Raw genomic sequence first — 23136 nt, 5'->3', positions numbered from 1 at the left:
GAAACTCTATCTAGCGTGGGTCACGGCAGCGGCCAGACGCACGCCTGTCACCGACGCGTGATGCGGAACAAGGGTGAGTGGTCCGGCTGTGTCGTGACGACGCCGAGCGGGAACACGGGGGTCGCGGGGTCGGCGAGCTCGATGCGGAACGCTCCGATCAGCCGCGCCAGCGCCAGCACGGATTCGGCCTGGGCAAACGGCGCGCCGATGCAGACGCGCGGACCTGCGCCGAACGGCAGGTAGGCAAAACGGTCCGGCGCCTCCTTCGACATGAAGCGTTTTGGAATGAATGCGTTCGGCTGATCCCACAGCTTCTCGTGCCGGTGCAAGAGCCAGGGCGCGATCATGATGATGTCGCCCTTGCCGATCTCGACGCCCGCGGCGTTGTCCTTGTCGCGCGCGGCACGCGCGACCAGGAAGGCCGGCGGATAGAGCCGCATGGTCTCGTCGATCACCGCGCGCGTGAATTTCTGGCGATCGATGTCGGCCATGCTGTCGAGGTGCTCGCCGCGGGTTTCGGACGCCACCTCCTCCTGCGTATCAGGATCGAGCGCGAGCAGGTAGAGCGCCCAGAACAGCGCCGTCGCGGTGGTCTCGTGACCGGCGAGGATCATGGTCGCGACCTCGTCGACGAGCTGCTCGTCCGAGAAGCCCTGGCCGGTTTCAGGATCGCGCGCCTCGTCCATGAGATCGAACAAATCGCGCGGCGGCGCGCCGTCCTTCTTGCCCGCCTTACGCCGCTCGGCGATCAGCATCGCCACGAACTCGGTCCAGCGCTTGCGGAAACGGGCGCGAGCAAAATCCATCGGGCTCGGCCAGGACACCGGCAGCACCATGTCGAGGAAATAGGGACGCCCCAACCGCGCGGCATATTCCATGATGAAGTTCCGCAGGGTCGCGCCGTGCTGGTCCATGCCGAACGAGAACATCGTGCGCCCGGCGATCTCGAGCGTCATACGCTGCATGATCGCGCGCAGGTCGACCGGCTCGCCGGTTTGCGCGTCCAGCTTGATGATGGTCTCGTCGAGCAACGCCGTCATATGCGGAACGAGGTTCGCAGTTGCACGCGGCGTGAAGGCCGGCGCCAGCGTGCGGCGCTGGAACGTCCAGGAATGACCTTCCGCGATCAGAAGGCCGTCGCCGAGCACGGGACGCAGCATGCGGATGCCGGCCGGCGTGCGCGTGTAGTTCTCGTAATTGCTGAGCAACACGTGCCGGATCGCGTCCGGCTGGTTCAGGATGAAGCTGTTGCGGAAGATGAAGCGGCCCGGGATGACCTCTTCCTCATAGGCGCGTTGTCCCCAGGTCGCGATCATGTTCTGCCTGATGACCGCGAGCCGGGCGAAGAACGACATATCGTCAGGCGCTCGCGGGGGAGCCGGAGGGATGATGGGCCGACGCACGCTGGCGATATTCATGGCTCTCTCCCGCAAGATGGGACCCAGGCAAATAGCTAGTAAGTCAGCTCGGCGATGGCAATCCGATTCTCGGACGCAGGCCAGGCGCGTGCCACAATCCGTTCTTCGCCGAATTGGGCCACGATGTTACGTCCAACCTCGTTGGCCGGAAGCCGCAGGGTTGCTGCCGCATCCGTGGGCACGCCCGGCTTGACGTCGGCCGGCTCCTTGCCGTCGAGCAACACCACATCGCGCGGCAGGCCGAAATAGCCGCGCGGGCGCGACATGATCACGACGGCGCCGGCGTCCTTGTCGGCAGGCCCGAGCGGGCGCGCGGGCCGCAGATGCACGACCTCGGACGAGCGCGGGAAGGGCGAGCGATAAATGTGCGTCGTCGGCGCATCCGGCGAGGTCAGCACGAATTCGAGCGACCAGGCGGGATCGACCTGCGCCGGTCCCCAGCGGCCATCGGAGCCCGTCTTCGAGCTGTGCAGCGCACCGCCCTTGCGCTCCCCGGTATCAGGATCGACACGGAAGACATCGACGGTTGCACCCGCGACCGGGCGATTGGTCGGCGCACCTCCGGGCGTGCCGGTGACCAGGCCGCTCAATGCGACGCTGGTCTCCGTCACGATCGCGATGCGCACAGGTTCGCGCCCTGCGATGAACTTGTAGATCTCGCGGAACGCGCGCGGGTGGAACGCCACCTCGCGATGGTCGAGCGCGCCGAGCACGAGATTGGTGGCACCCTTCAGCTCCGGCCCTTCGGCGGTGACATTGGTCGGGGTGCCGGGCTTGCCGATGAAGCGGCCGTCGGGTTGGGCAAATTTGTCCATGCCATCGCTGCGCAGCGTGAGGAAGGCCACGCCCGGCGTCACCTCGCTCTCGCCTTCGTTCAGGCTGCGCAGGAACGTGCCGCGGCCGTTGAATTCGTTGTTGGGCTGGTCGTCGGTCGCGAACACACCGTGATTGGGCGTACCGCACAGCACGGCATGGCTGACATCGCCGGCGCCACCGTTCTTGATGACGTTGCGGATCGCGTTGCCGCCGCGCGAGCTGCCGACCAGCGCCACGCGAGGCGCGCCGGTGCGGCGCTTCAGTTCGGCGATGGCGGCAGCAAGCTCGCGGCGCTGGTCCTCGGTCGAGGAGCGGCCCGCCTGCTCGACCTTGTCGTCGCTGCGCGCCAGCGGATCGGTGAAATTGATCGCCATCATGCGATCGCGCGCAACGCCATTGGACTCCATCCGCCACAAGGTGGTCATCCAGAGCGCGCCGTAATCGCCATTGCCATGGACGAACAGAATCGGCGGCAGCTCCGTGCCGGGCGCGGCGGCGGGCGCTGTCTGGGCCAGCGCGCCCGTCCGTAAGCTCGCAAGTGCGAAAGGCACGCTCGCCGCCCCTTGCAAGATCGTCCGCCGCGACAGCTTCATCTGTTCCTCCCCGGCAAGCCTGCCTCTTTGCACTGCTTATACCGGCCTAAGCACTGGACAGCGAAGGACTTTCGCGGGCATCACTGAATTGGCCGGAATCACCACGACCACTTCTGCCATCCGATATGGAAGGGGATATGACCGAGCAGCCGAACCGCCCGAAAATGGCCGCCGACGGCATCACTGTGCCCCTGCGGTACACCGTGTTCCGGCGGATCTGGCTCGCCAGCCTGCTCTCCAATCTCGGCCTCCTGATCCAGGGCGTGGGCGCGGCCTGGGCGATGACGCAGATGGCGGCCTCGGCGGACAAGGTGGCCCTGGTGCAGACCGCCTTGATGCTGCCGATCATGCTGATCTCGATGCCGGCCGGCGCCATCGCCGACATGTATGATCGCCGCATTGTCAGCGTGATTTCGCTGTCGATCGCGCTGATCGGCGCGAGCGCGCTCACCGTGCTGGCAGGCTTCAACCTGATCACCCCGGAATTGCTGCTCGCCTTCTGCTTCATCGTCGGCAGCGGCAATGCGCTGTTCGGCCCGGCCTGGCAGTCCTCGGTCAGCGAACAGGTGCCGCCCGAGGCATTGGCGTCCGCGGTGGCGCTGAACGGCATCAGCTACAACATCGCGCGCAGCTTCGGCCCGGCGGTCGGCGGCGTCATCGTCGCCGCGCTCGGCGCGGTGGCCGCATTCGCCTGCAATGCGATCCTCTATCTGCCGCTGCTGGTGGTGCTGCTGCTCTGGCGCCGCAACACCGAGGCGTCGCGCCTGCCGCGGGAGAAGCTCAACCGCGCCATGGTTTCGGGCGTGCGCTACATCACGAATTCGCCGCCGATCAAGATCGTGCTGTTGCGCACGCTGGTGATGGGCCTGATCGGCGGCGCCGTGATGGCGCTGATGCCGCTGATCGCGCGCGACCTTTTGCATGGCGGCGCGCAGATGTATGGCATCATGCTTGGCGCCTTTGGCATGGGCGCGGTGATCGGCGCACTCAACATCCACGAATTGCGCAAGCGCATGAGCGGCGAGGCCGCGATCCGCGCCTGCACCATCTCGATGGCCTTCGCGATGGCCGCCCTCGCCCTGAGCACGGAGCCGGTGCTGACGGCGACCGCGCTGGTGCTGGGCGGCGCGGTCTGGATGGCTGCGATCGCGCTATTCAACATCGGCGTGCAGCTCTCGGCGCCGCGCTGGGTCGCGGGTCGCTCGCTCGCGGCGTTCCAGGCCGCGATCGCCGGCGGCATCGCGATTGGCGCCTGGGGCTGGGGTCATCTGACCGACTATGCCGGCGTCGAGATCGCATTGCTGACGGCGGCGGGCCTGATGCTGATCTCGCCGCTGCTCGGCATCTGGCTCACGATGCCGCGCGTCGGTGCCCGCAACGAGGATGCGGACATGCTGGCCGATCCCGAGGTGAAGCTGTCGCTGACCGGACGCAGCGGACCCCTCGTGGTCGAGATCGAATACCGGGTCGCGCAAGAGAATGCGCGCGCGTTCCACAACGTGATGCAGGACGTGCAGCTCTCGCGCCAGCGCAACGGCGCCTATGGCTGGTCGATCGCGCGCGACATCGCCGACCCCGAGCTGTGGACCGAGCGCTATCACTGCCCGACCTGGTTCGATTATCTGCGTCAGCGCAACCGCTCGACCCAGTCCGAACGCGCGCTGCATCAGCAGGCGATCGATTTCCACATCGGTCCCGAGCCGGTGCGGATCCGCCGCATGCTGGAGCGTCCCTTCGGTTCGGTGCGCTGGAAGGACGAGACGCCGGACCGCGCCGATGGCGAAGTGCTGCCGGTGGTGGCGACCGCGGCGGGGAGCAGTACGTAGGTTTTGCTTGGTCATTCCCGGGTTGGCGCCGAACGGCGCGCCCGGAATGACGATCACTGCCCGTGATCCGTCAGCACCTTGTCGCAGCCCTTGCTGAGGCGGGTGCGGTTCTGCTTCAGGCAGGCGAGCACGGCGCCGTCACCATTGTTCATCACGGCGCGGCAGAAGCGGGTGACGTCGCGCGCACAGGCATCATGGCCGGGCTGCTGTTGCGCGGATGCAGCCGAAGCGCACAGGAGCAAGGGAATGATGAAAAGAAATCTGGTCATCGCGGAACGCCTCTTACCCGGAATAATGTGCGGGCGAAGCTAGTGCGACGATCCCAGGGCTGCAACGGCTTTGTTGCTGGCTGCCACGTGGCGCCTGGCCCCGGCTTTGGTGCCGGGGCACTCGCGGAGGAGCTCACTGACGCAACGATCGCGACGTTGCCGCCCGTCTCTTACTGCTTGTCCTGAGCGTCAGCGACCTTGCGCGAGGCGCCCTTGGCAAGGTCCTTGTCCATCACCGCGCGACAGCCGGCGCTCAGGTCCGAGCGATGCTTGATCATGCACGCGGTGATCTTCGGGATATTGGGGATCTCCGCCGAGCAGAGACGGAAGGCATCGCCCGTGCACATCTGCTGCGCCTCGGCTGTGAAGGCGAGGCTCGCACCGGTCGAGGCGATCGAGACGATGGCGGCAAAGCCGAGGGCCAGGCTGGTGTCGCGGATCTTGCTGGTAAACGAGTTGGTCATTTGAAGCTCCCATTGGCGCCGCCGCAGCGGGCCCGTTGTCGATGGGAGCTACGATGCTCCGGCAAAACCGTTTCCACTGTGACGACGCTCACGGGAGACCCACCCTCTGTGATCTCGGTCACTTTGCGCAGCACGCTGAAATTCCTGCGCTACCGCCGTCGTGTTGGTGTCACGTTAACTCTTACTTCGCATTAATGGCTCGTCGCGTGGGAAATTCCGCCGGTTTGGTTGCGTAATTGGAAAGAGTAGCGATGCGTAATGCGTTGGGCCTGATGCTGGCCAGTGTAGTTGCGGCGGTCGTGATCGCCGCCGGCGGTTGGTTTTATTATTCCGCGCGCGCCGACCAGGGCGCTCCCAAGACAGTTGCCGCCCGTGCCGCCGACCCATTGCCGGCACAGGCGAAGCTCGCCGCCAAGGACGACGTCGAGACCACCGCGGCCGTCGCGGCCAAGCCGGCCGCAGCAGCTCCAGCACCTGCCGCCATGCCGGTCATGCCGATGCAGCCGAAGCAGGCCTGCGCCAATCCGAACGCGCTGGGTGTGTCCCGCGTCGTCGAGATCGACACGACGGGTGGCCCCGGCTTCGGCTTCGAGCATTTCAAGCAGTTCGACTTCCTGACCGAGAAGGAGGTCGTGCTGACGTTCGACGACGGTCCGTGGCCGGTCAACACGCCGACGGTGCTGAAGGCGCTCGCGGAAGAATGCACCAAGGGCCTGTTCTTCTCGGTCGGCAAGCACGCGACCTACCATCCGGAGATCCTGAAGCAGGTGCTGGCCCAGGGCCACACGGTGGGCACGCACACCTGGTCGCATGTCAATCTGAACAGCAAGAAGCTGACCGAGCAGCAGGTCAAGGACGAGGTCGAGAAGGGCTTCAGCGCGGTGAAATTCGCGCTCGGCACCAATCCGGCGCCGTTCTTCCGCTTTCCGCAGCTTCAGCACAATCCCGCGATGGTGAGCTATTTCGGCACCCGCAACGTCGCGATGTTCTCGACCGAGATCGACTCCTTCGACTTCAGGAAGGGCGCGACGCCGGAGAAGATCGTCGAGACCGTGATGACAAGGCTGGACAAGCTCGGCAAGGGCATCATCCTGATGCACGACTTCCAGAAGAACACGGGCCTCGCCCTGCCGACGCTGCTCGCGCGGCTCAAGGCCGGCGGCTACAAGGTCGTGCAGATGAAGGCCAAGACGAGCCTCCAGACGCTGCCGGAATATGACGAGGCGCTGATGAAGGACATGAAGGTGCCGACCGCAGGCACGAACACGCGCCCGATCGCGAGTGTCGTGCAGACGATCTCGCAGTAAGCGCCACCATCGCTTCAAACGAATCATGGCCGGGCTCTCGCCCGGCCATTTGCTTTTGAAGCAGAGGAAGTGCCTACCAGTAGATGCCGTGCCGATGCAGCTCGCTGATGATGCGGCGCTCGGTCCAGCTGCGCTTGGGCTTCGGCTTCTCCGCCCTTGCAGTGGTCTTGGCGGCGGGCTTGGTGGTCGCGACCGGCGCGGAGGTCGTCGCCGGTGTGGTCACCGCCGGAGTGGTCGCCGTAGCGGGTGCGGAGAGTGACACTGCCGGCGGACGATCGGAATATTTCGGAGCCTCGGTGGCCGGCGCGGCTTCGCTCACCTGCATCGTCACCGCGCTCGCCGGCGTCGTGGTTTGTGAAGCGACGGCCTGTTCTCCCGCCGCGGCCAGCGACAGACCGCGCGACCCGCCCGCCTGGGCGGAGGCAGAAGCCAGGAGCATCGCGGCAATCAGAATGATCTTGCGCATGTGAAGTCTCCCCGTGTTGGCGTGACAGGACGTTAGGGGAGCCATGTCTGCGATTATGTGATCGCGATCACGCAGCCGAGCGAGCCCTGATGCAGGCTGATGCCTGGTCGATCGGAGCGCTTGGGGATCGGATGATCGGATGAACCGGGGCGCTGGTGCCGCAAGAGGGATTCGAACCCCCGACCCCGTCATTACGAATGACGTGCTCTACCGACTGAGCTATTGCGGCCAACCTGCCGGGACCAAAGCAATGCCGGCCCCGATACGCGCGCTCCTGATATCGGGCATGGCCCGAATTGGCAAGGACAAGCCGGGGGCGAAATGCGGCTCACGCGCCCCAGCGGGACCAGAAGCCGCGCCAGCCGCCCGCCTGGGCCTTTGCATGGGCTTTGGGCGTGCCGATTTGTTCCGCAAATTCATCGTTCGGGCCATCGTCGTCGATCCCGGGATCATCGGGTGCACGGACGATCGGGATGACGGTCTGGATCGGCGCCGAGGCGGGCCTACCGAGGTCAGCCCGGGTTCGGAAGACCGGCGTTGCGGCCGGCGGCGATGATTCGGCAGGCGCCGGAGCCGGATTTGCCGGTTCGGCGGACGCCACGGCCGGCTCGTCGGCCTTCGCAGTTTGCTCCCCAGCGTCCTTGGCAACTTCCTTCGCGGCGTCCTTGGTGGCGTCCTTGACCTGAGGCGGTGAATTGTCCTGCGCGGCCGGGGCCGCTGGGGCCACCTCCGACGGTTCCACCGCGGCTTCGCTGGGAGCCGCCGTCACCCGCTTCGGCGGCGGGGCGGCCAGCATGGCTTCCTCGAAGGCCGAAGATTCGAGCGTGGGGCCCTTGTCCGAGGGCAGGCTCGCGACCGGTGTCTGCCATTGGAACGCATCGAGGCGGCCGGTGACCGGGGAGACCGGACGCCAGCGGTCGCTGACATAGCCGTCCGCGGTCCAGGCGGGATCAAGGCGGGCGCGCACCGCGCGCAAGGTCCAGGCGCGAGCGCGGCCGCCGTCACCATGCTCGGTGCGCTCGAGCTCAGCCATCATCAGCGCGACGCGCTGGGTCGGATCCTTGAGATAAGGCGCGAGCACCTCGCGCGCGCGGGCGAACTCCGAGGCCTCGATCGCAGCGCGCGCGATCGCGAGCTGCCCTTCGACATAACCGGGCTTGTCGGCGGGGGTCTTCGCGGCGAGGGTCTCCACCCGCTGCAAGCGGTGCCATGCGGAATCGCCGAGCTTCACATGCGCATAGGCATCCGCGAGATCCGGATGCGGATTGGCGAGCCAGGCGGCTTCCACCAGCTTCATGGCGCGGCGCACCTGATGCGCCTCGCTCTCGAATTTTGCCGCCAGCACCGCCGCCGGCACCAGGGTCGGCGCGAGCTTGACCGCCTCCATCACGCTCTCGCGCGCGACGTCGCGGTCCATCGTTTCCAGCTCCAGCGCACGCGCGGCGAGCAGCACACCGCGTTGCCGTCGATAGGTCTGCTTGTCGATCAGGCCCGCGGACAGATTTGAATCGAGGATCGCGAGCGCGCCGCTCCAGTCGCCGCGCGCGCAGCGGAAGCCGAGCACCGCGTGCGAGGCCCAGGTCGCAGACGGCGACAGCTTGACCGCTTCCTCCGCGATCATCACGGCACCGACCGCATCGTCGGCGCGCTGCGCCTCGATGAAGAGACCGCGCAGGCCGAGCAGCCGCGTATCCTCGCGCTCGGCCATGCTGCGGAAGACGCGCTGCGCCTCGTCGCGGTTGCCTTCGAGCTGCGCCGACTGCGCGTGCAGAAGCAGCGCGAGCGGATCGTTCGGTGCATGCCGCCGCGCCGCCTCGGCGTGCCGGCGCGCGAGCGCGGAATCGCCGTGGCCGATCGCGAGCAGGCCATGGGTGATGGCATGACGGCCGCGGGCATGGCGCTTGTCATGACGGCGGCGGCGCATGCGCCCTGGCATGCGCCAGATCGTCGTCAGGATGCTCCAGACCAGCACGACCGACGCGGCGAAGAGGCCGAGCAAGAAAACGAACCTCGGCAGCGTCGTCGAGATGCGGAAACTGCCCGCGGTCAGGACGAGATCGCCGGGCTGGTCGGCAACCCAGGCCGCGCCGGCCGCCGCCAGTGCGATCAAGACGAGAAAGAGGATGATGCGAAGCATGGCGATCCCTATACGCGCCGATTGTTGCGCGAATCTTATTGAGTAGATTTGGCGAGATCCGCCATGGCGTCGTCAGCGAATTTGCGCGACGCGGCGAGCGCGGCGTCGCGGGCATCGGCCTTGGCGAGCCAGACCTGCGCCGCGGCGCGATCAGCCTCGGGCAGCGTCTTCAGCTCGCGCCGCGCCTCGGCGAAGTCGTTGCGCAGCGCCGCCGCCGCCACCCGCGCCACGATGGCACCGCGATCGTTGCCGACGCCGTCGGTGCGCTCGATCCGCACCAGCTTCGACGCGCCCGCCTGGAGCCGCTCGACGATGCCGGCCTCGCTCGACGGAGCTTCAGCCGGCGGCGACAGCTTCGGCACGATATTGAGGAGCTCGCGGCTCAGCGCCGCTGCCGTCGGGATGCCGGAAGATGCAAACGCCTCGAGCGGCTTGAGCATGTCGGACTTCGCCGTCAGCGACCGCGCCGCCGCCAGTTGCGATTGATAGGGATCGCCGTGACGAACGGCGACGTCGAGCAGGGACGCCGCCACCACATAGCGGAGCGGCTTGTCGTCCATCGTCTTGGCTTCGATCTTGGCCTCGGCGATCTTCTCGCTTTGCTGCGCAAGCTCGGCCCGCTCGGACTTGCTGGCGCGCTCGAGCTGAGCGATGCGGTCGGTGAGCGCGGCAAGATCGGGCGCGGCACTCGGGGCTGCGGATTTCGCATCGTTCAGCGCGCTCGAGGTCTTGTCGAATTGTGCGCGCAAGTTGGCGATGTCGCCGCGCAGCGCGCTCGCCGCTTTCTCCAATGCATCGATTCTCGCGACCTGGGCCGGATCGGCCGCGGGCCTCGCGGCCCTGGCTTCGACCGCGGCAACGCGTCCGCTCAGCGCATCGACGGTCGCACTGGTGACCTGCGGCGCGGCCGGCGGGTCCTGCACCGCGGGCCAGCCCAGCATCCAGCCGACCGCGATCACGACCGCAGCCGCGGCAGCGCCCGAGAACGGCGCAATGACCCAGGGGGAAATCGGCGCCGATACAGGCGCCGCCGCGGAGGCCTGCTGCTCTGCCGGTTCGGACTGAGGCTCGGCCTTGACCTGTTCCGACCCGGGCTCTTCCACCCTGGCCTGCTCCAGCGCGACATGCTCGGACGCCTCGGGCTCGCCGGCGACCTGCTGCGGCTGGGTCGAGACTGCCGTCGCCTCGAGGTCGATGGTGGGCGGGGTGCGCTTGGCACGACCCGGATCGGGCGCCAATCCAGCGTCTTCAGGCTTGTCGTCGGCCATCGTGACGGTTCCTCACACTTCCATACCAGGGTGGATAAGATTGCGTCGGATTCGGCCCGACCTTTACGCCAAACGGGTGCGCAACGCACGCTCCAAGGTGTCGAACAAGGTAGTTTCGTCCGGCGTTGCGGCCACCAGAACCTGTGACGCGCCGGCATCGCGCAGCACGCCCGCAACGGTCTCGGACAGGCAGCAATGCGGGATCGCCAGCGCCGAAATTTCGACACCTTCGTCCCGCGCCGCATCGAGGAACGCACGTGCGCTACGCCGGGAGTAGTGCAGCACCGCCTCGATCCCATGGGCGACAAAGCCTTCGCAGACCTCGCGCGGCAGATGCTTCACCGGCGCCATGCGGTAGGTCGTCCGCGTCACCACGCGGAAACCTTCCGCACCGAGCTCGCCGCCGAGGTCGCGCGACAGATCCGCGCCGACGAGATACAGCAGCGTGCTGCTTTTCTTCAGCACCTTGGCGCGCGCGCTCTGCATCACCTTGTCGCGCAAGGACGCGGCGTCGCCCCCGGCGACGATCACCTCGGCAAAGCCGGCCTCGCGCGCCGTTGCAGCCGTATGCTCGCCGACCGCGAACAAAGGCAGCTCCAGCAGACCTTGGTCCGGCAATTGCGACGCTATAGCGCGGATCGCATTGGCCGAGGTGACGAGAACGGCATCATAAGAAACTTCGCTCTCGCCTTGGAAGGCGACCGGCTCGAGCTTGAGCGCCGGCGCAAGCAGTACCGCATGCCCGCGCGTGCGCAGCTTGTCCGCCGTCGCCGCATTGTCTGGATGCGGCCGTGTGACAAGAATGGACATCGCTGCTGTTCCCGGACCATTTGGCGGTGACGCATCGACCAGAACGGCTGCGCGTGACGATTGCGCAAGCCGACCCCGGGATGCTACCGGACGTACCAGAACTCTGCTTTATGGATGAGCGCAAGGGCGCAAATTGGATAACAATTCGCCAATGCTGGTGCTGGGCATCGAAACCACCTGCGACGAGACCGCCGCGGCCGTGATCGAACGCGCGGCCGACGGTAGCGGCAAGATCCTGTCCAACATCGTGCGGTCGCAGATCGCCGAGCATGCCCGCTTCGGCGGCGTGGTGCCGGAGATCGCCGCGCGCGCGCATGTCGACGTGCTCGACGGGATCATCGGCCGCGCCATGAACGAGGCGGGCATCGATTATGCCCAGCTCGCCGGCGTCGCGGCGGCCGCGGGGCCCGGGCTGATCGGCGGCGTCATCGTCGGACTCACCACCGCGAAGGCAATCGCGATGGTGCACGACACGCCGCTGGTCGCGGTGAACCATCTCGAAGCGCATGCGCTGACGCCGCGCCTCACCGACGGCATCGAATTTCCCTATTGCCTGTTCCTCGCCTCGGGCGGCCATACCCAGATCGTCGCGGTCACCGGCGTCGGCCAATATGTGCGGCTCGGCACTACGGTCGACGACGCCATCGGCGAGGCCTTCGACAAGGTCGCGAAGATGCTGGGCCTGCCCTATCCCGGCGGCCCGCAGGTCGAACGCGCGGCGGCAGGCGGCGACGCCGCGCGCTTTGCGCTTCCGCGGCCGATGCAGGGACGCCCCGATGCCAATTTCTCGCTGTCGGGATTGAAAACGGCCGTGCGCACCGAAGCGAGCCGGCTGGCCGAGCTCATGCCGCAGGACATCAGCGATCTCTGCGCCAGCTTCCAGGCCGCCGTTCTCGATTCGACGGCCGACCGGCTGAGCGTCGGCCTCAGGCTGTTCCGCGAACAGTTCGGCGCACCGCGCGCGCTCGTGGCTGCCGGCGGCGTCGCCGCCAATCAGGCAATCCGCGGCGCGCTCGACGATGTCGCGAGGCGGGCCGGGACGCAGCTGATCATGCCGCCACCCGCGCTGTGCACCGACAACGGCGCCATGATCGCCTGGGCCGGCGCCGAGCGCCTCGCGCTCGGCCTGACCGACACGATGGACGCGCAGCCGCGCGCACGCTGGCTGCTCGACGCCAGCGCGACGGCGCCCGCGGGCTACGGCAAGACGCGGGCGGGATATTAGCGATGACTGCGCCGCAATCCGTCGCAGTGATCGGCGCGGGCGCCTGGGGTACGGCGCTGGCGACGGTGGCGGCGCGAGCCGGGCGAAACGTGACGCTGTGGGCGCGCAATGCCGAGCATGCCGCGCGGATCGCGTCGACGCGCGACAATCCGCGGCTGCCCGGGTTTCGGATCGCGCCTGAAATCGTCGTGATGAGCGATCTGGCGCTCGCCGCGCGTGCGGACGTGCTGTTGATCGCGACGCCGGCGCAACATTTGCGCAGCGCCGTCAACATGCTGGCCTCGCACATCACGACGCCGGTACCGATCGTCGCCTGCGCCAAGGGCATCGAGCACGGCACCCACAAGTTCATGACCGACGTGATCGCCGAAGCCGCGCCGCACGCGCGGCCGGCGATCCTGTCCGGGCCGAGCTTTGCCGACGACGTCGCACGCGGCCTGCCGACGGCAGTGACCCTGGCCGCAAGCGATGAGGCGCTGGCCAGCAGCCTGGTGCAGGCGCTGGGCTCGCCGACATTCCGCCCCTATCACTCCACCGACATCCGCGGCGTCGAGATCGGCGGCGCCGCCAAGAACGTGCTGGCGATCGCGGTCGGCATCGCGGTCGGGCGCAAGCTTGGCGCCTCCGCGCAGGCGGCGCTCACGACCCGCGGCTTTGCCGAGCTGACGCGCCTCGGCCGCGCGCTCGGCGCACGCAGCGAGACGCTCACCGGCCTGTCGGGCCTCGGTGATCTCATTCTGACCTGCTCGAGCCCGCAATCACGCAATTTCGCGCTCGGCCTCGCGCTCGGGCGCGGCGAGCAGCCTCCCGCCGGCAAGCTCGCCGAGGGCGAGTTCACCGCCCCCGTGCTGATCGAGCTCGCCGCTTCGCAGAACATCGAGTTGCCGGTATCGGAGGCGGTCGCATCGATCCTGAGCGGCCGAAGCACGATCGATGCCGCGATCTCGGCGCTGATGACGCGCCCCTTCAAGGCAGAGGAATGACGTCTTCTCGTCATGCCCGCGCTTGTCGCGGGCATCCACGTCTTGATATTGAACCGGTGACAAAGACGTGGATGGCCGGGACAAGCCCGGCCATGACGAATGGATAGGGCGCGTTGTCATGAACTACTGGCTCGTGAAATCCGAACCGTCGGTGTGGTCCTGGGACCAGCAGGTTGCGAAGGGCGCCAAGGGCGAGGCCTGGACCGGCGTGCGCAATTTCACCGCGCGCCAGAACCTCGTGAACATGAAGAAGGGCGACAAGGCGTTCTTCTATCATTCCAACGAGGGCAAGGAGATCGTCGGCATCGCCGAGATCATCAAGGAGGCCTATCCCGATCCGACCGACAAGACCGGCAAGTTCGTCTGCGTCGACCTCAAGGCCGACAAGCCCCTGAAGACACCGGTGACGATGGCCGCGATCAAGGCGGATAAGAAGCTCGCGGATATGGCGCTGGTGAAATATTCGCGTCTGTCGGTGCAGCCGGTGACGGCGGAGGAGTGGAAGCTCGTCTGCAAGATGGGTGGGATGTAAGCGTTGCCGACTGCCCTCACGTCTCCGGCAATGTGAACACCTCGCACGGCGCGGCGATGCCGCGCAGCTCATGCGTCCCGAGCGCAACCAGCGGCATCTCCGTCTCGGCGGCGAGTGCGCCCGACACCAGCACCGTCCGGCCCAGCTGCTTGCACAATCCCTCCAGCCGGCTGGCGAGGTTGACGGCGGGACCGATCGCGGTGAAGTCGAGGCGGTTAGCGGCGCCGATGTTGCCCCAGAGCATCTCGCCGAGATGAAGCGCGGCGCCGAACGACAGCGTCGGCAGCCCTTGCGCGCGGCGCTCCTTGTTGAGGTACGCCATGCCGGCTTCGGCGGCGCTTGCCGCGCGCAGAGCAGCGTCACAGGCTCGGCGCGGGGATGCCTCGAGCACCGGAAAGATCGCGAGCACGCCGTCGCCGATGAATTTCAGCACCTCGCCGCCGAAGGCGTGAACCGCGCCGGCAATACGATCGAACCAGGCGTCGAGCGCCGCGATGACGTCAGCCGGCGGTGTGGTCTCCGACAGGGTCGTGAAATTGCGCAGGTCCGCATAGAGCAGTGCAGCCTGGATGGTCTCGCCGAGATCGCGGCGCAAAGGCGCGGCGAGCACCCGCTCCGCGCTACGCGTGCCGAGGTAAGCATCGAGCGTTGCCCGCAAGGTGGCGCGCGCGACGAGCAGGGCGAGCGGCGTCGCGGCGAAACGCGCGGCTTGATGCAATTGCGCGATCTCATCCGCCGTGAACGGACGCGGCCCGATCCAGCCCAGCAGCGGCCCATCGGGCCGTCCGGCGACATCTTCATGCACCTCGCCGCCGACAATATCGCGCAGCCAGCGGCGGCCGGCATCGTCGGGTGGATCGGGCGCGAGGCCGCCCGGCGCGAAGCCGAGCGCTTCGATCACCTGGCCGCTATCGGCACGCCACAGCCAGGTCCGCTTCGCGATCAGCGGATGCGGCACCTCCAGCGTCAGGGCGCCCGCCGCGAGTGGAACGCCGTCGGCGGCCAGATGCGCGCCGAGCTCCGCAAGCAGGCGGTCGGCCCCGCGACAATCCGAAGCGGCGTCGAGGAGCCAGGCGAGGGTCGGGGACAGCTGCATGAGGCGATCATGGCGAAACAGGGCCGTCTTTGCCACGGGCAATCCTTGACGGAGCGCAGGGCCGCCGCCATGTCCCAAGATCAGACCAGGGATGATCGCCGATGCCCGAGCCGTTCATAGTGCGACGCGAGACCCAGATCGCGGCCCCGCGCGCCACCGTCTTCGCTTATCTCACCGACCCCGAAAAGATCATGAGCTGGATGGGCTCCGACGCAACCACCGAGCCGTATCCCGGCGGGCTCTACCTGCTCAAGGGCGTCAGCCCGCGCGGCGGCATCGCCCGCGGCGCGTTCCGCGAGGTCGTGCCGGTGCATCGTCTTGCCTACACGTTCGGCTGGGAGGGCGGTCAGGAAGTGCCGCCCGGCTCGAGCCTGATCGAGATCGACCTGATCGAGCAGGACGGCGGCACGCTGCTGCGCATGACCCATAGCGGCCTGCCGAGCGAAACGCAGGCGGCCGCCCATGCAACGGGTTGGGCGCACTATCTGGCGCGGCTCACGATCGCAGCCGCAGGCGGCGATCCCGGACCGGACGTGGGCGTTTCAGGCAAAACATAGCGCGGTGAGGTCAGACCGCCGCGGTCGCCACCACCTGCGCCAGCAGCTGCTCGCGCCTGGCCTGCGAGCGCTGGCCCGTCATGGTCGCGGCGAAGCGCTCGAGGATGCCCTCCTCGAAGGCGGTGACGATGGTGTCGTGGACGTAGCTCTTGCGGCAGATCGCCGGCGTGTTGGAGAGCTGATCGGCGGCGGCGCGGATCGCATCCAGCACCTGCTTCTTGCGGCCGCGCTGGCTGCTCGCCGGCGTGATCCGCGACAGCGATTCCACCACGACGGCGGAGGCCATCAGCGTGCGGAAATCCTTCAGGGAAATCTTGATGCCGGCGATCTCGCGCAGAAACGCGTTCACCTGGGTGGTATTGACCGCGCGCACGATGCCGGAGGCGTCGCGATATTGGAACATGCGCTTGCCGGGAACGCTCTGCAAAATGCCGATGGCGCGCACCAGCTTGGCGGCGTCGCACTCTTTGCGCACCGCCTTGCCGCCCTTGGCCTTGAAGGTCAGCACGAAACAATCGTCTTCCAGCGTGACGTTGGACTTCAGCAGCGTGGTCGCGCCGCGGGTGCCGTTGAGGCGGGCGTAGGATTCATTACCGGGGCGGATCGCGGTGCGCGCGATCAGCTCGATCACGGCCGAGAGCGCGAACTCGCGCGTCGGCTCGTCGCCCGACAGGAACGCCGAGACCTTGCGCCGGATCTTCGGCAGCGCGCCGACGAGCTTTGCCAGGCGATGCGCCTTGCGCTGCTCGCGGACCTTCTCCCAGTCGGCGTGATAGCGATATTGCAGCCGGCCTGCGGCATCGCGGCCCACCGCCTGGAGGTGTAAGTTGGGATCGGCGGAGTAGCGCACCTCGCGATAGGCCGGCGGCACCGCCATGGCGTGCAGCCGCCGGATGGTGCGGGCGTCGCGGATATGGGCGCCGTTGGGACGGACGAAGGAATAGCCCTTGCCGCGCTTGATCCGGCGGATGGTCAGCTCGTTCTGGTCGCCGAGCCGCAAGCCCAGCTCCTTGGCGAGGGCCTCGACCGTCGCCGCAGGCGCCGTGTCGTAGGTCTTCTTGGGGCTCGCGCGCCTGAAACCGCCCGGTTTCGGCCATTGTCCGAGTGCCTTGGCCAAGGCAATGGCCGCAGGATCGGCTGAAGCGGGCCGTATCGTCCCGAGATTCTGCTGATCCATCATGGTCTTACGCCTTAGCCCTGTCTGTTATCGTTCAATGCCGCTGTTCTGATTTTTGTTCCGAGGGGGTCTCTTTGGACCCGGGTTGGCCATTTAGGGTGTTCCGAACACGATTGCGAGTCCCGAATCAGTGAGAAGAGGTTGCTAAATACCTCTCATCCGCGCATGGGGCTCTGCGGCGTCCCTTCTGGCGGTTCGGGCAAAGAGCCGAAAGGCGTCCGTCGGCCCTGTTTCAGATTTGCGACGGCGGGCCTTCGCGACCTTGATCCTCCGCATGGCCGGCTGCCCGTCGAAGGTCCAGCTTGTGCTCCTTGTCGGGTCCGGTTAGCCCGACGCATAATCCATCGAATGATGCTGTCGGCATTGCCTGAGCTTGCCGCATGTGGAGGGAAGCATGTCCGAGAAGATCTACGACGTCCCCGCGGAGTGGGCGAAGCGCGCCTGGGTCGACCAGGCCAAGTACAAGGAGATGTACGCCCGCTCGATCTCGGACCCGAACGGTTTCTGGGCGGAGCAGGCCAAGCGCATCGACTGGATGCACGCGCCGACGAAAATCGAGAACGTCTCGTTCGCACCCGGCAACATCTCGATCAAATGGTTCGAGGACGGCATCCTCAACGTCGCCTACAATTGCATCGACCGGCATCTCGCCAAACGCGCCAACCAGACCGCGATCATCTGGGAGGGCGACGATCCCTCGCAGTCCAAGCATATCACCTACAAGGAGCTGCATGACGAGGTCTGCCGGATGGCAAACATCCTGCGTACCCGCAACGTCGGGAAGGGCGATCGCGTCACCATCTACCTGCCGATGATCCCCGAGGCCGCCTACGCGATGCTGGCCTGCGCGCGGATCGGCGCGATCCACTCCGTGGTGTTCGCGGGTTTCTCACCTGATAGCCTCGCCCAGCGCATCAACGACTGTAAATCCAAGGTCATCATCACCGCGGACGAAGGCCTGCGCGGCGGCAAGAAGGTGCCGCTGAAGGCCAATGTCGATGCCGCGCTCGCCAAGGCCGATGGCGTCGACTGGGTCGTCGTGGTCAAGCGCACCGGCGCCAAGGTCGACATGAACCCGACGCGCGACCTCTGGTACCACGAGGCGGCGGCGATGGTGACCACGGAATGCCCGGTCGAGCACATGCACGCCGAGGACCCGCTGTTCATCCTCTACACATCGGGTTCGACCGGCCAGCCCAAGGGCGTACTGCACACGTCCGGCGGCTATCTCGTGTTCGCCTCGATGACGCATCAATACGTCTTCGACTATCACGACGGCGACATCTACTGGTGCACCGCCGACGTCGGCTGGGTCACCGGCCACAGCTACATCCTTTACGGGCCACTGGCGAACGGGGCGACAACGCTGATGTTCGAGGGCGTGCCGAACTATCCGGATAATTCGCGGTTCTGGAACGTCATCGACAAGCACAAGGTCAACATCTTCTACACCGCGCCGACCGCGATCCGCGCGCTGATGCAGTCCGGCGACGAGCCGGTGAAGAAGACCTCGCGCGCCTCGCTCCGCCTGCTCGGCTCGGTCGGGGAGCCCATCAATCCCGAAGCCTGGGAGTGGTATCACCGCGTCGTCGGCGACGACCGCTGCCCGATCGTCGACACCTGGTGGCAGACCGAGACCGGCGGCATCCTGATCACGCCGCTGCCGGGCGCGACCAAGCTGAAGCCCGGCTCGGCGACACAGCCGTTCTTCGGCGTGGTGCCCGAGATCGTCGATGCCGACGGCAAGGTGCTCGAAGGCGAGACATCAGGCAATCTCTGCCTGACGCGCTCGTGGCCCGGCCAGATGCGCACGGTCTATGGCGACCACGCCCGCTTCGAACAAACTTACTTCTCGACCTACAAAGGCAAGTACTTCACCGGCGACGGCTGCCGCCGCGACGCCGACGGCTATTACTGGATCACCGGCCGCGTCGACGACGTCATCAACGTCTCCGGCCACCGCATGGGCACCGCCGAAGTCGAGAGCGCGTTGGTGGCGCACGAGAAAGTGTCGGAAGCAGCGGTCGTCGGCTTCCCGCACGACATCAAGGGCCAGGGCATCTACGCCTATGTCACCCTGATGGCCGGCGTGCAGCCGAGCGACGAGCTGCGCAAGGAGCTCGTGACCTGGGTGCGCAAGGAGATCGGCCCGATCGCCTCGCCCGACCAGATCCAGTTCGCCCCGGGCCTGCCCAAGACCCGCTCCGGCAAGATCATGCGCCGCATCCTGCGCAAGATCGCCGAGGACGAGCCGGGCAGCCTCGGCGACACCTCGACCCTCGCCGATCCCGCCGTGGTCGATGATCTCGTCAAGAACCGGCAGAACAAGAAGTCGGCGTAAGGATCCGGTCTCGCGCCCCGGACGCAGCGCAGCGCTACTTCAGCGCTACGCTGCTGAGCCGGGTCCAGCGATCGACTGAAAGAAAGAACTGGGTCCCGGATCGCCGCTCTGCTTCGCTGCGCTTTGTCCGGGACACGAGAGCGCGTGCCGCCCCTCTCAACCAACGGCCATTCACACCCTCACTATGTTGTCAGGCGGCGCGGCAGCGCGCCTGCAACTTTCCGGCCGAGTGTTGTTTTCAGGTCATTTACTTTATTTCGAACATTTCCTTTGTTCCCCTGCTGGCCGGCCCTCGGCAGCCGCGCGTGGAAACCATTGGGTTAACGGGCGCGGTTAAGAATGAGCATCGACGAGGGCTTGGTGCGGCGGCGATTGCCGGTTCCGCGTCATTTGGACGATCCGTTTTGGGCAAGGGGAAGCATCGATGTCGATGAGGATTGCGGTGGCGCTGGCCGCCACCATCGCGGCTGGAGTCTTGACGTCGACGGCTGCGCAGGCGCGGCCGGAAATGGTGGGGGCCCACCTGGCCGATTATTCGCCGGGCACCATCGTGGTCAAGACCAGCGAGCGGCGGCTTTATCTCATCCTCGGGAACGGCCACGCGGTGCGCTATCCGGTCGGCGTCGGCAGGGCGGGCAAGCAGTGGGCCGGCACGACGAGGATCGACGGCAAATATCTCAATCCGGCCTGGGCGCCGCCCGCCGAGGTGAAGCGCGACAAGCCGAACATGCCCGACGTCATTCCAGGCGGCTCGCCGCGCAACCCGATGGGCGTTGCGGCGATGACCCTTGCCGGCGGCGAATATGCCATCCACGGCACCAACGTGCCGGGCTCGATCGGCGGCTTCGTCTCCTATGGCTGCATCCGCATGCTCAACGACGACATCACCGATCTCTACGGCCGCGTCTCCGTCGGCACGACGGTGGTCGTGACGCGCTGATCGCTCAGGGGAGAGGACAATCAAAGCCGCGTCGTGCGACGCGCCTTTCTCGTTACCAGAAGCGCCAGCCCCGCGCGCACCAGCCGTCGCGGTGGCCGCCATTGTAGCTGCGCACATAGCCGCCCGCGAGCAGGGCGGCTGCGACGTCGGCGGTGCGTCTGGTCGCGACATCGGCGAGAACGCGCCCGTACTTGTCGGCGCCGAGATTGGTGACCGTGACACCGCCCTGGCCGAGCAGCCCGCGCAGTGCCTCGGCCGCGGCTTCCGCTTTGTTCAATTCCTCCTGACAGGACGCCTTCAGCTCCGGTGCATCGATGCCGCGTAGCCGAACGCGTGCGACGAGATCGCGGCCGCCCTGCTGATGCACCCGTGCGAGAAAGGTGTCGCCATCGACAGTGCGGATGACCTCGACCGGCTGTCGGCCCTGTCCATTGCCGGATTGCCGCAAGATGATCGCGGCATCCAGCGAGCGATCGTCGGTTTCACGCGGGACCAGCCAGCTCGTGCCGTGCCGAAAGCCCAGCACGACCGCCGCCACGACACCAACCACGAACATCCACGCCAGCAGTCCGGAGAAGCGTGGGCTGAACGGCGAGCCGCCGAATTGCGGCCGACGAGAATGAGGTCGATCCCGGTATTGCATTGGCTCACGCTAGGACTGAGTCGGGGAAACCGGCAAGGCTTGCGCGCTCGCGGCCCGTCATCATTGAGCAAGCCGTTCGCGCCGTATCGCCGCGACGGACGATCGTACCTATGCGCCGCACGCTGTTCCAAGCGCTCTCCGTTCGTTACCTCCTGTAGTTGTACGGAGTTTGATGTTCACGCAGAATTCAGTATTAAGACGGCGTACTCGTGTTGCGTGTGGGGGGCGGTAAACATGGCATCGTTCAAGTTTCGCATCGGTACAAAGCTGGGGCTGACCGCGACTGCGGGGGTTCTTCTCGTCGGAGGCATGCTCACCAACCAGCTCATTCGCAACGAGCAGATCGCGGAACTGAGCCGGATGGTGGTCATCAACACCGCCAACAAGGCCAACGCCCAGGGCGCCGAGCTCGCAATGACCCGCGCACGGCTCGCCGTGGCGGAAATCGGATCCGCAGCCACGGCCGAAAGCCTCGCCAAACATCTCGACACGCTGCGCCGCTCCATCGCGAGTGCCACGACCGAGATCGACGCCGCACTGGAGCGGTCCCGGCGCGCCGAAGCCAAACAGCTCTGCCGCGAGGTGAAGGCCCTACTCGAGACGTCCCTGAAGGCGGCCAACGAGCTGGGCGAGGCGCGCGGCTCTGTCGTCGCCGAGTTCACCGCCGCGAACCAGATCGAGGAGGCCTGGAGCAAGGCGCTCGAGAAGCTGCTCGCTTCGCCCGCGATCGCAGCATCGCAGAATCGTCTCAACATCGAGATCGGGCTGCGGGAAGCCGACGCCTTGTTCAAGGCGGTCAGCGCTGCGAACTGGCACTTCACGGCAACGGGCGAGCTCGACCAGAAGGACCGTGTGTCCGGACGCGCGGACGCCATGATCCGTGTGCTGAGACAGGTCCGCCAGATCGCCACCGACAAGGATGTGGCCGACGTCATCGACGCGCTCGCCGCACTCGCCGGGCGCTACAAGTCGGCCACCGGCGCCGCAGCGAAGGCGGAGGAGACCAAGAATCGCATCTTCAAGGAGCAAGTGCTTCCGGCCGCCGCGGAAATCACCACGCGCGTCGACAAGCTGGTCTCCGCCAACAACGAATTCATGGCTCTCCGGCAAAGCCAGCTGGTGGCCGCGCTCGAGCAGACCGCCACGGTCAGCCTCGCCGTCGGTGTGCTCGTGATCCTGGTCCTTGCCGGCTCGGCGCTGTTTTCGGTGCTGACCATCGCTCGCCCGATCCGCCGCATCGGCGACGTGCTGCTGCAGCTGGCAGGCGGCAACAAGGCCGTCGATATTCCCTATACGGCCCGCGGCGACGAGGTCGGCGACAATGCCCGCGCGGCCCGCACCTTCCGGGACAATCTGATCCGCATCGAGCAGATGGAAGCCGAGCAGAAGGACCAGGAGGCCGCAGCCGTCGCGCGGCGCAAGCAGGAGATGATCCGGCTGGCCGGCGCGTTCGAGGATGCTGTCGGCGGCATCGTCAACTCGGTTTCCGTCGCCTCGCAACAACTCGAATCCGCCGCCGGCACGTTGTCGGGGACTGCGGAAGAGACCGAGGCGCTCTCCGGAATGGTGGCCGCGGCCTCCGAGGAAGCCTCCACCAATGTCGGAGCCGTGGCATCCGCCGCCGAGGAAATGAGCGCATCGGTGGTCGAGATCGGCCGTCAGGTCCACGACGCCAGCCGGATCGCCGGCGAAGCCGTGAAGCAGGCGGAACGCACGGATATCAGGATCAATGAATTGCTCAAGGCCGCAGGCCGGATCGGCGACGTCGTCAAGCTGATCACCGCCATCGCTGAGCAGACCAATCTGCTGGCCCTCAACGCCACCATCGAGGCGGCCCGCGCCGGCGAGTCCGGTCGCGGCTTTGCCGTGGTGGCGAGCGAGGTCAAGGCGCTGGCGGCCCAGACCGCGCGGGCCACCGACGAGATCGGTACACAGATCGCCGGGATGCAGTCGGCGACCGAAGATTCGGTCAGCGCCATCAAGGAGATCGGCGCGACGATCTCCAGGATTTCGGACATCTCGACCACCATCGCGGCCACCATCGAGGAGCAGAGCGCCGCGACGGCCGAGATCGCACGCAACGTCAGCGAAGCCGCCAAGGGCACGGTCGAAGTTGCAGACAAGATCGGCCAGGTCAGCCATGGCGCAAGCGCCACCGGCTCGGCTTCGACGCAGGTTCTGGCATCGGCGCGCTCACTCTCGACCGAGAGTGGCCGCCTCAAGAGCGAGGTCGCAAAGTTCCTCGACACGGTGCGGGCCGCCTGAGGT

Annotated in this window: 20 protein-coding genes and 1 tRNA gene; 9 read left to right on the top strand and 12 right to left on the bottom strand. The window is 66.8% G+C overall.

Annotated features, from left to right (window positions below; genetic code table 11):
- Positions 1-47: 47 nt before the first annotated feature.
- Positions 48-1418 carry a cytochrome P450 gene (locus tag AC24YW_RS23550; protein WP_487484929.1) on the bottom strand — a complete coding sequence of 457 codons (1371 nt, stop codon included), beginning with the start codon at positions 1416-1418 and terminating at the stop codon, positions 48-50.
- 35 nt (positions 1419-1453) lie between these two features.
- A complete protein-coding gene (locus AC24YW_RS23545; RefSeq protein ID WP_487484928.1) occupies positions 1454-2827 on the bottom strand; it encodes a hydrolase in 1374 nt (457 codons plus the stop codon).
- A gap of 137 nt (positions 2828-2964) precedes the next feature.
- Between AC24YW_RS23545 and AC24YW_RS23540 the strand changes: the two genes are divergently transcribed.
- The gene (locus tag AC24YW_RS23540) at positions 2965-4653 is read left to right on the top strand and encodes an MFS transporter (protein ID WP_487484927.1); all 1689 of its coding nucleotides are present in this window, start codon (positions 2965-2967) and stop codon (positions 4651-4653) included.
- Positions 4654-4706: 53 nt separating this feature from the next.
- On the opposite strand, the gene AC24YW_RS23535 is transcribed toward AC24YW_RS23540, so the two are convergent.
- Positions 4707-4922 (bottom strand): hypothetical protein, encoded by a 216-nt coding sequence (locus AC24YW_RS23535; RefSeq protein ID WP_487484926.1) that lies wholly within the window; start codon positions 4920-4922, stop codon positions 4707-4709.
- 170 nt (positions 4923-5092) lie between these two features.
- Positions 5093-5386, bottom strand: coding sequence for a hypothetical protein (locus AC24YW_RS23530; protein WP_487484925.1), 294 nt, complete (start codon positions 5384-5386; stop codon positions 5093-5095).
- Between the two features lie 251 nt (positions 5387-5637).
- On the opposite strand from AC24YW_RS23530, the gene AC24YW_RS23525 reads away from it, so the two are divergent.
- Entirely contained in the window at positions 5638-6693 is a 1056-nt protein-coding gene (locus tag AC24YW_RS23525) for a polysaccharide deacetylase family protein (RefSeq protein WP_487484924.1), read from the top strand.
- A 73-nt stretch (positions 6694-6766) separates the two neighbouring features.
- Here AC24YW_RS23525 and AC24YW_RS23520 read toward each other — a convergent pair whose 3' ends face one another.
- The 5 genes from AC24YW_RS23520 to AC24YW_RS23500 all read right to left on the bottom strand — a co-directional run bounded on the left by AC24YW_RS23520 (position 6767) and on the right by AC24YW_RS23500 (position 11374).
- A complete protein-coding gene (locus AC24YW_RS23520) occupies positions 6767-7159 on the bottom strand; it encodes a hypothetical protein (protein WP_487484923.1) in 393 nt (130 codons plus the stop codon).
- A 153-nt stretch (positions 7160-7312) separates the two neighbouring features.
- Positions 7313-7388, bottom strand: a tRNA-Thr gene (locus tag AC24YW_RS23515).
- A gap of 99 nt (positions 7389-7487) precedes the next feature.
- Positions 7488-9296, bottom strand: a complete 1809-nt coding sequence (locus AC24YW_RS23510) for a heme biosynthesis HemY N-terminal domain-containing protein (protein WP_487484922.1) — start codon at positions 9294-9296, stop codon at positions 7488-7490.
- 35 nt (positions 9297-9331) lie between these two features.
- Positions 9332-10564 (bottom strand): COG4223 family protein, encoded by a 1233-nt coding sequence (locus AC24YW_RS23505; RefSeq protein WP_487484921.1) that lies wholly within the window; start codon positions 10562-10564, stop codon positions 9332-9334.
- Between the two features lie 63 nt (positions 10565-10627).
- A complete protein-coding gene (locus AC24YW_RS23500; protein ID WP_487484920.1) occupies positions 10628-11374 on the bottom strand; it encodes a uroporphyrinogen-III synthase in 747 nt (248 codons plus the stop codon).
- A gap of 151 nt (positions 11375-11525) precedes the next feature.
- On the opposite strand from AC24YW_RS23500, the gene tsaD reads away from it, so the two are divergent.
- The 3 genes from tsaD to AC24YW_RS23485 all read left to right on the top strand — a co-directional run bounded on the left by tsaD (position 11526) and on the right by AC24YW_RS23485 (position 14114).
- On the top strand, positions 11526-12599 hold the full coding sequence (gene tsaD, locus AC24YW_RS23495) for a tRNA (adenosine(37)-N6)-threonylcarbamoyltransferase complex transferase subunit TsaD (protein WP_487484919.1): 1074 nt from the start codon (positions 11526-11528) through the stop codon (positions 12597-12599).
- Between the two features lie 2 nt (positions 12600-12601).
- Positions 12602-13582 (top strand): NAD(P)H-dependent glycerol-3-phosphate dehydrogenase, encoded by a 981-nt coding sequence (locus tag AC24YW_RS23490; protein WP_487484918.1) that lies wholly within the window; start codon positions 12602-12604, stop codon positions 13580-13582.
- A 118-nt stretch (positions 13583-13700) separates the two neighbouring features.
- Complete coding sequence (locus AC24YW_RS23485; protein WP_487484917.1) at positions 13701-14114, top strand: EVE domain-containing protein; 414 nt, start codon at positions 13701-13703, stop codon at positions 14112-14114.
- A 16-nt stretch (positions 14115-14130) separates the two neighbouring features.
- Here AC24YW_RS23485 and AC24YW_RS23480 read toward each other — a convergent pair whose 3' ends face one another.
- Complete coding sequence (locus AC24YW_RS23480; protein ID WP_487484977.1) at positions 14131-15210, bottom strand: adenylate/guanylate cyclase domain-containing protein; 1080 nt, start codon at positions 15208-15210, stop codon at positions 14131-14133.
- A 101-nt stretch (positions 15211-15311) separates the two neighbouring features.
- Here AC24YW_RS23480 and AC24YW_RS23475 point away from each other — a divergent pair, with 101 nt between their 5' ends.
- Positions 15312-15767 carry an SRPBCC family protein gene (locus tag AC24YW_RS23475; protein ID WP_487484916.1) on the top strand — a complete coding sequence of 152 codons (456 nt, stop codon included), beginning with the start codon at positions 15312-15314 and terminating at the stop codon, positions 15765-15767.
- 10 nt (positions 15768-15777) lie between these two features.
- On the opposite strand, the gene AC24YW_RS23470 is transcribed toward AC24YW_RS23475, so the two are convergent.
- Entirely contained in the window at positions 15778-16947 is a 1170-nt protein-coding gene (locus tag AC24YW_RS23470) for a DNA topoisomerase IB (RefSeq protein ID WP_487484915.1), read from the bottom strand.
- Between the two features lie 391 nt (positions 16948-17338).
- On the opposite strand from AC24YW_RS23470, the gene acs reads away from it, so the two are divergent.
- Positions 17339-19285, top strand: a complete 1947-nt coding sequence (acs, locus tag AC24YW_RS23465; protein ID WP_487484914.1) for an acetate--CoA ligase — start codon at positions 17339-17341, stop codon at positions 19283-19285.
- A gap of 424 nt (positions 19286-19709) precedes the next feature.
- The gene (locus AC24YW_RS23460; RefSeq protein ID WP_487484913.1) at positions 19710-20225 is read left to right on the top strand and encodes a L,D-transpeptidase; all 516 of its coding nucleotides are present in this window, start codon (positions 19710-19712) and stop codon (positions 20223-20225) included.
- Positions 20226-20277: 52 nt separating this feature from the next.
- Here AC24YW_RS23460 and AC24YW_RS23455 read toward each other — a convergent pair whose 3' ends face one another.
- Complete coding sequence (locus AC24YW_RS23455) at positions 20278-20868, bottom strand: thermonuclease family protein (RefSeq protein WP_487484912.1); 591 nt, start codon at positions 20866-20868, stop codon at positions 20278-20280.
- A gap of 234 nt (positions 20869-21102) precedes the next feature.
- On the opposite strand from AC24YW_RS23455, the gene AC24YW_RS23450 reads away from it, so the two are divergent.
- Positions 21103-23133 (top strand): methyl-accepting chemotaxis protein, encoded by a 2031-nt coding sequence (locus AC24YW_RS23450; RefSeq protein ID WP_487484911.1) that lies wholly within the window; start codon positions 21103-21105, stop codon positions 23131-23133.
- Positions 23134-23136: the final 3 nt, after the last annotated feature.

This window comes from Bradyrhizobium sp. USDA3516, assembly GCF_057651995.1.
This window is presented reverse-complemented; position numbering and strand designations above follow the sequence as displayed.

Bases quoted from the DNA above. Each gene is read 5' to 3' on its own strand.
- acs (WP_487484914.1), top strand. From the start codon at position 17,339: ATGTCCGAGAAGATCTACGACGTCCCCGCGGAGTGGGCGAAGCGCGCC.
- AC24YW_RS23470 (WP_487484915.1), bottom strand. From the start codon at position 16,947: ATGATGGATCAGCAGAATCTCGGGACGATACGGCCCGCTTCAGCCGAT.
- AC24YW_RS23500 (WP_487484920.1), bottom strand. From the start codon at position 11,374: ATGTCCATTCTTGTCACACGGCCGCATCCAGACAATGCGGCGACGGCG.
- AC24YW_RS23530 (WP_487484925.1), bottom strand. From the start codon at position 5,386: ATGACCAACTCGTTTACCAGCAAGATCCGCGACACCAGCCTGGCCCTC.
- AC24YW_RS23480 (WP_487484977.1), bottom strand. From the start codon at position 15,210: ATGCAGCTGTCCCCGACCCTCGCCTGGCTCCTCGACGCCGCTTCGGAT.
- tsaD (WP_487484919.1), top strand. From the start codon at position 11,526: ATGCTGGTGCTGGGCATCGAAACCACCTGCGACGAGACCGCCGCGGCC.
- AC24YW_RS23525 (WP_487484924.1), top strand. From the start codon at position 5,638: ATGCGTAATGCGTTGGGCCTGATGCTGGCCAGTGTAGTTGCGGCGGTC.
- AC24YW_RS23510 (WP_487484922.1), bottom strand. From the start codon at position 9,296: ATGCTTCGCATCATCCTCTTTCTCGTCTTGATCGCACTGGCGGCGGCC.
- AC24YW_RS23550 (WP_487484929.1), bottom strand. From the start codon at position 1,418: ATGAATATCGCCAGCGTGCGTCGGCCCATCATCCCTCCGGCTCCCCCG.
- AC24YW_RS23540 (WP_487484927.1), top strand. From the start codon at position 2,965: ATGACCGAGCAGCCGAACCGCCCGAAAATGGCCGCCGACGGCATCACT.
- AC24YW_RS23490 (WP_487484918.1), top strand. From the start codon at position 12,602: ATGACTGCGCCGCAATCCGTCGCAGTGATCGGCGCGGGCGCCTGGGGT.
- AC24YW_RS23485 (WP_487484917.1), top strand. From the start codon at position 13,701: ATGAACTACTGGCTCGTGAAATCCGAACCGTCGGTGTGGTCCTGGGAC.
- AC24YW_RS23460 (WP_487484913.1), top strand. From the start codon at position 19,710: ATGTCGATGAGGATTGCGGTGGCGCTGGCCGCCACCATCGCGGCTGGA.
- AC24YW_RS23475 (WP_487484916.1), top strand. From the start codon at position 15,312: ATGCCCGAGCCGTTCATAGTGCGACGCGAGACCCAGATCGCGGCCCCG.
- AC24YW_RS23520 (WP_487484923.1), bottom strand. From the start codon at position 7,159: ATGCGCAAGATCATTCTGATTGCCGCGATGCTCCTGGCTTCTGCCTCC.
- AC24YW_RS23535 (WP_487484926.1), bottom strand. From the start codon at position 4,922: ATGACCAGATTTCTTTTCATCATTCCCTTGCTCCTGTGCGCTTCGGCT.
- AC24YW_RS23455 (WP_487484912.1), bottom strand. From the start codon at position 20,868: ATGCAATACCGGGATCGACCTCATTCTCGTCGGCCGCAATTCGGCGGC.
- AC24YW_RS23545 (WP_487484928.1), bottom strand. From the start codon at position 2,827: ATGAAGCTGTCGCGGCGGACGATCTTGCAAGGGGCGGCGAGCGTGCCT.
- AC24YW_RS23505 (WP_487484921.1), bottom strand. From the start codon at position 10,564: ATGGCCGACGACAAGCCTGAAGACGCTGGATTGGCGCCCGATCCGGGT.
- AC24YW_RS23450 (WP_487484911.1), top strand. From the start codon at position 21,103: ATGGCATCGTTCAAGTTTCGCATCGGTACAAAGCTGGGGCTGACCGCG.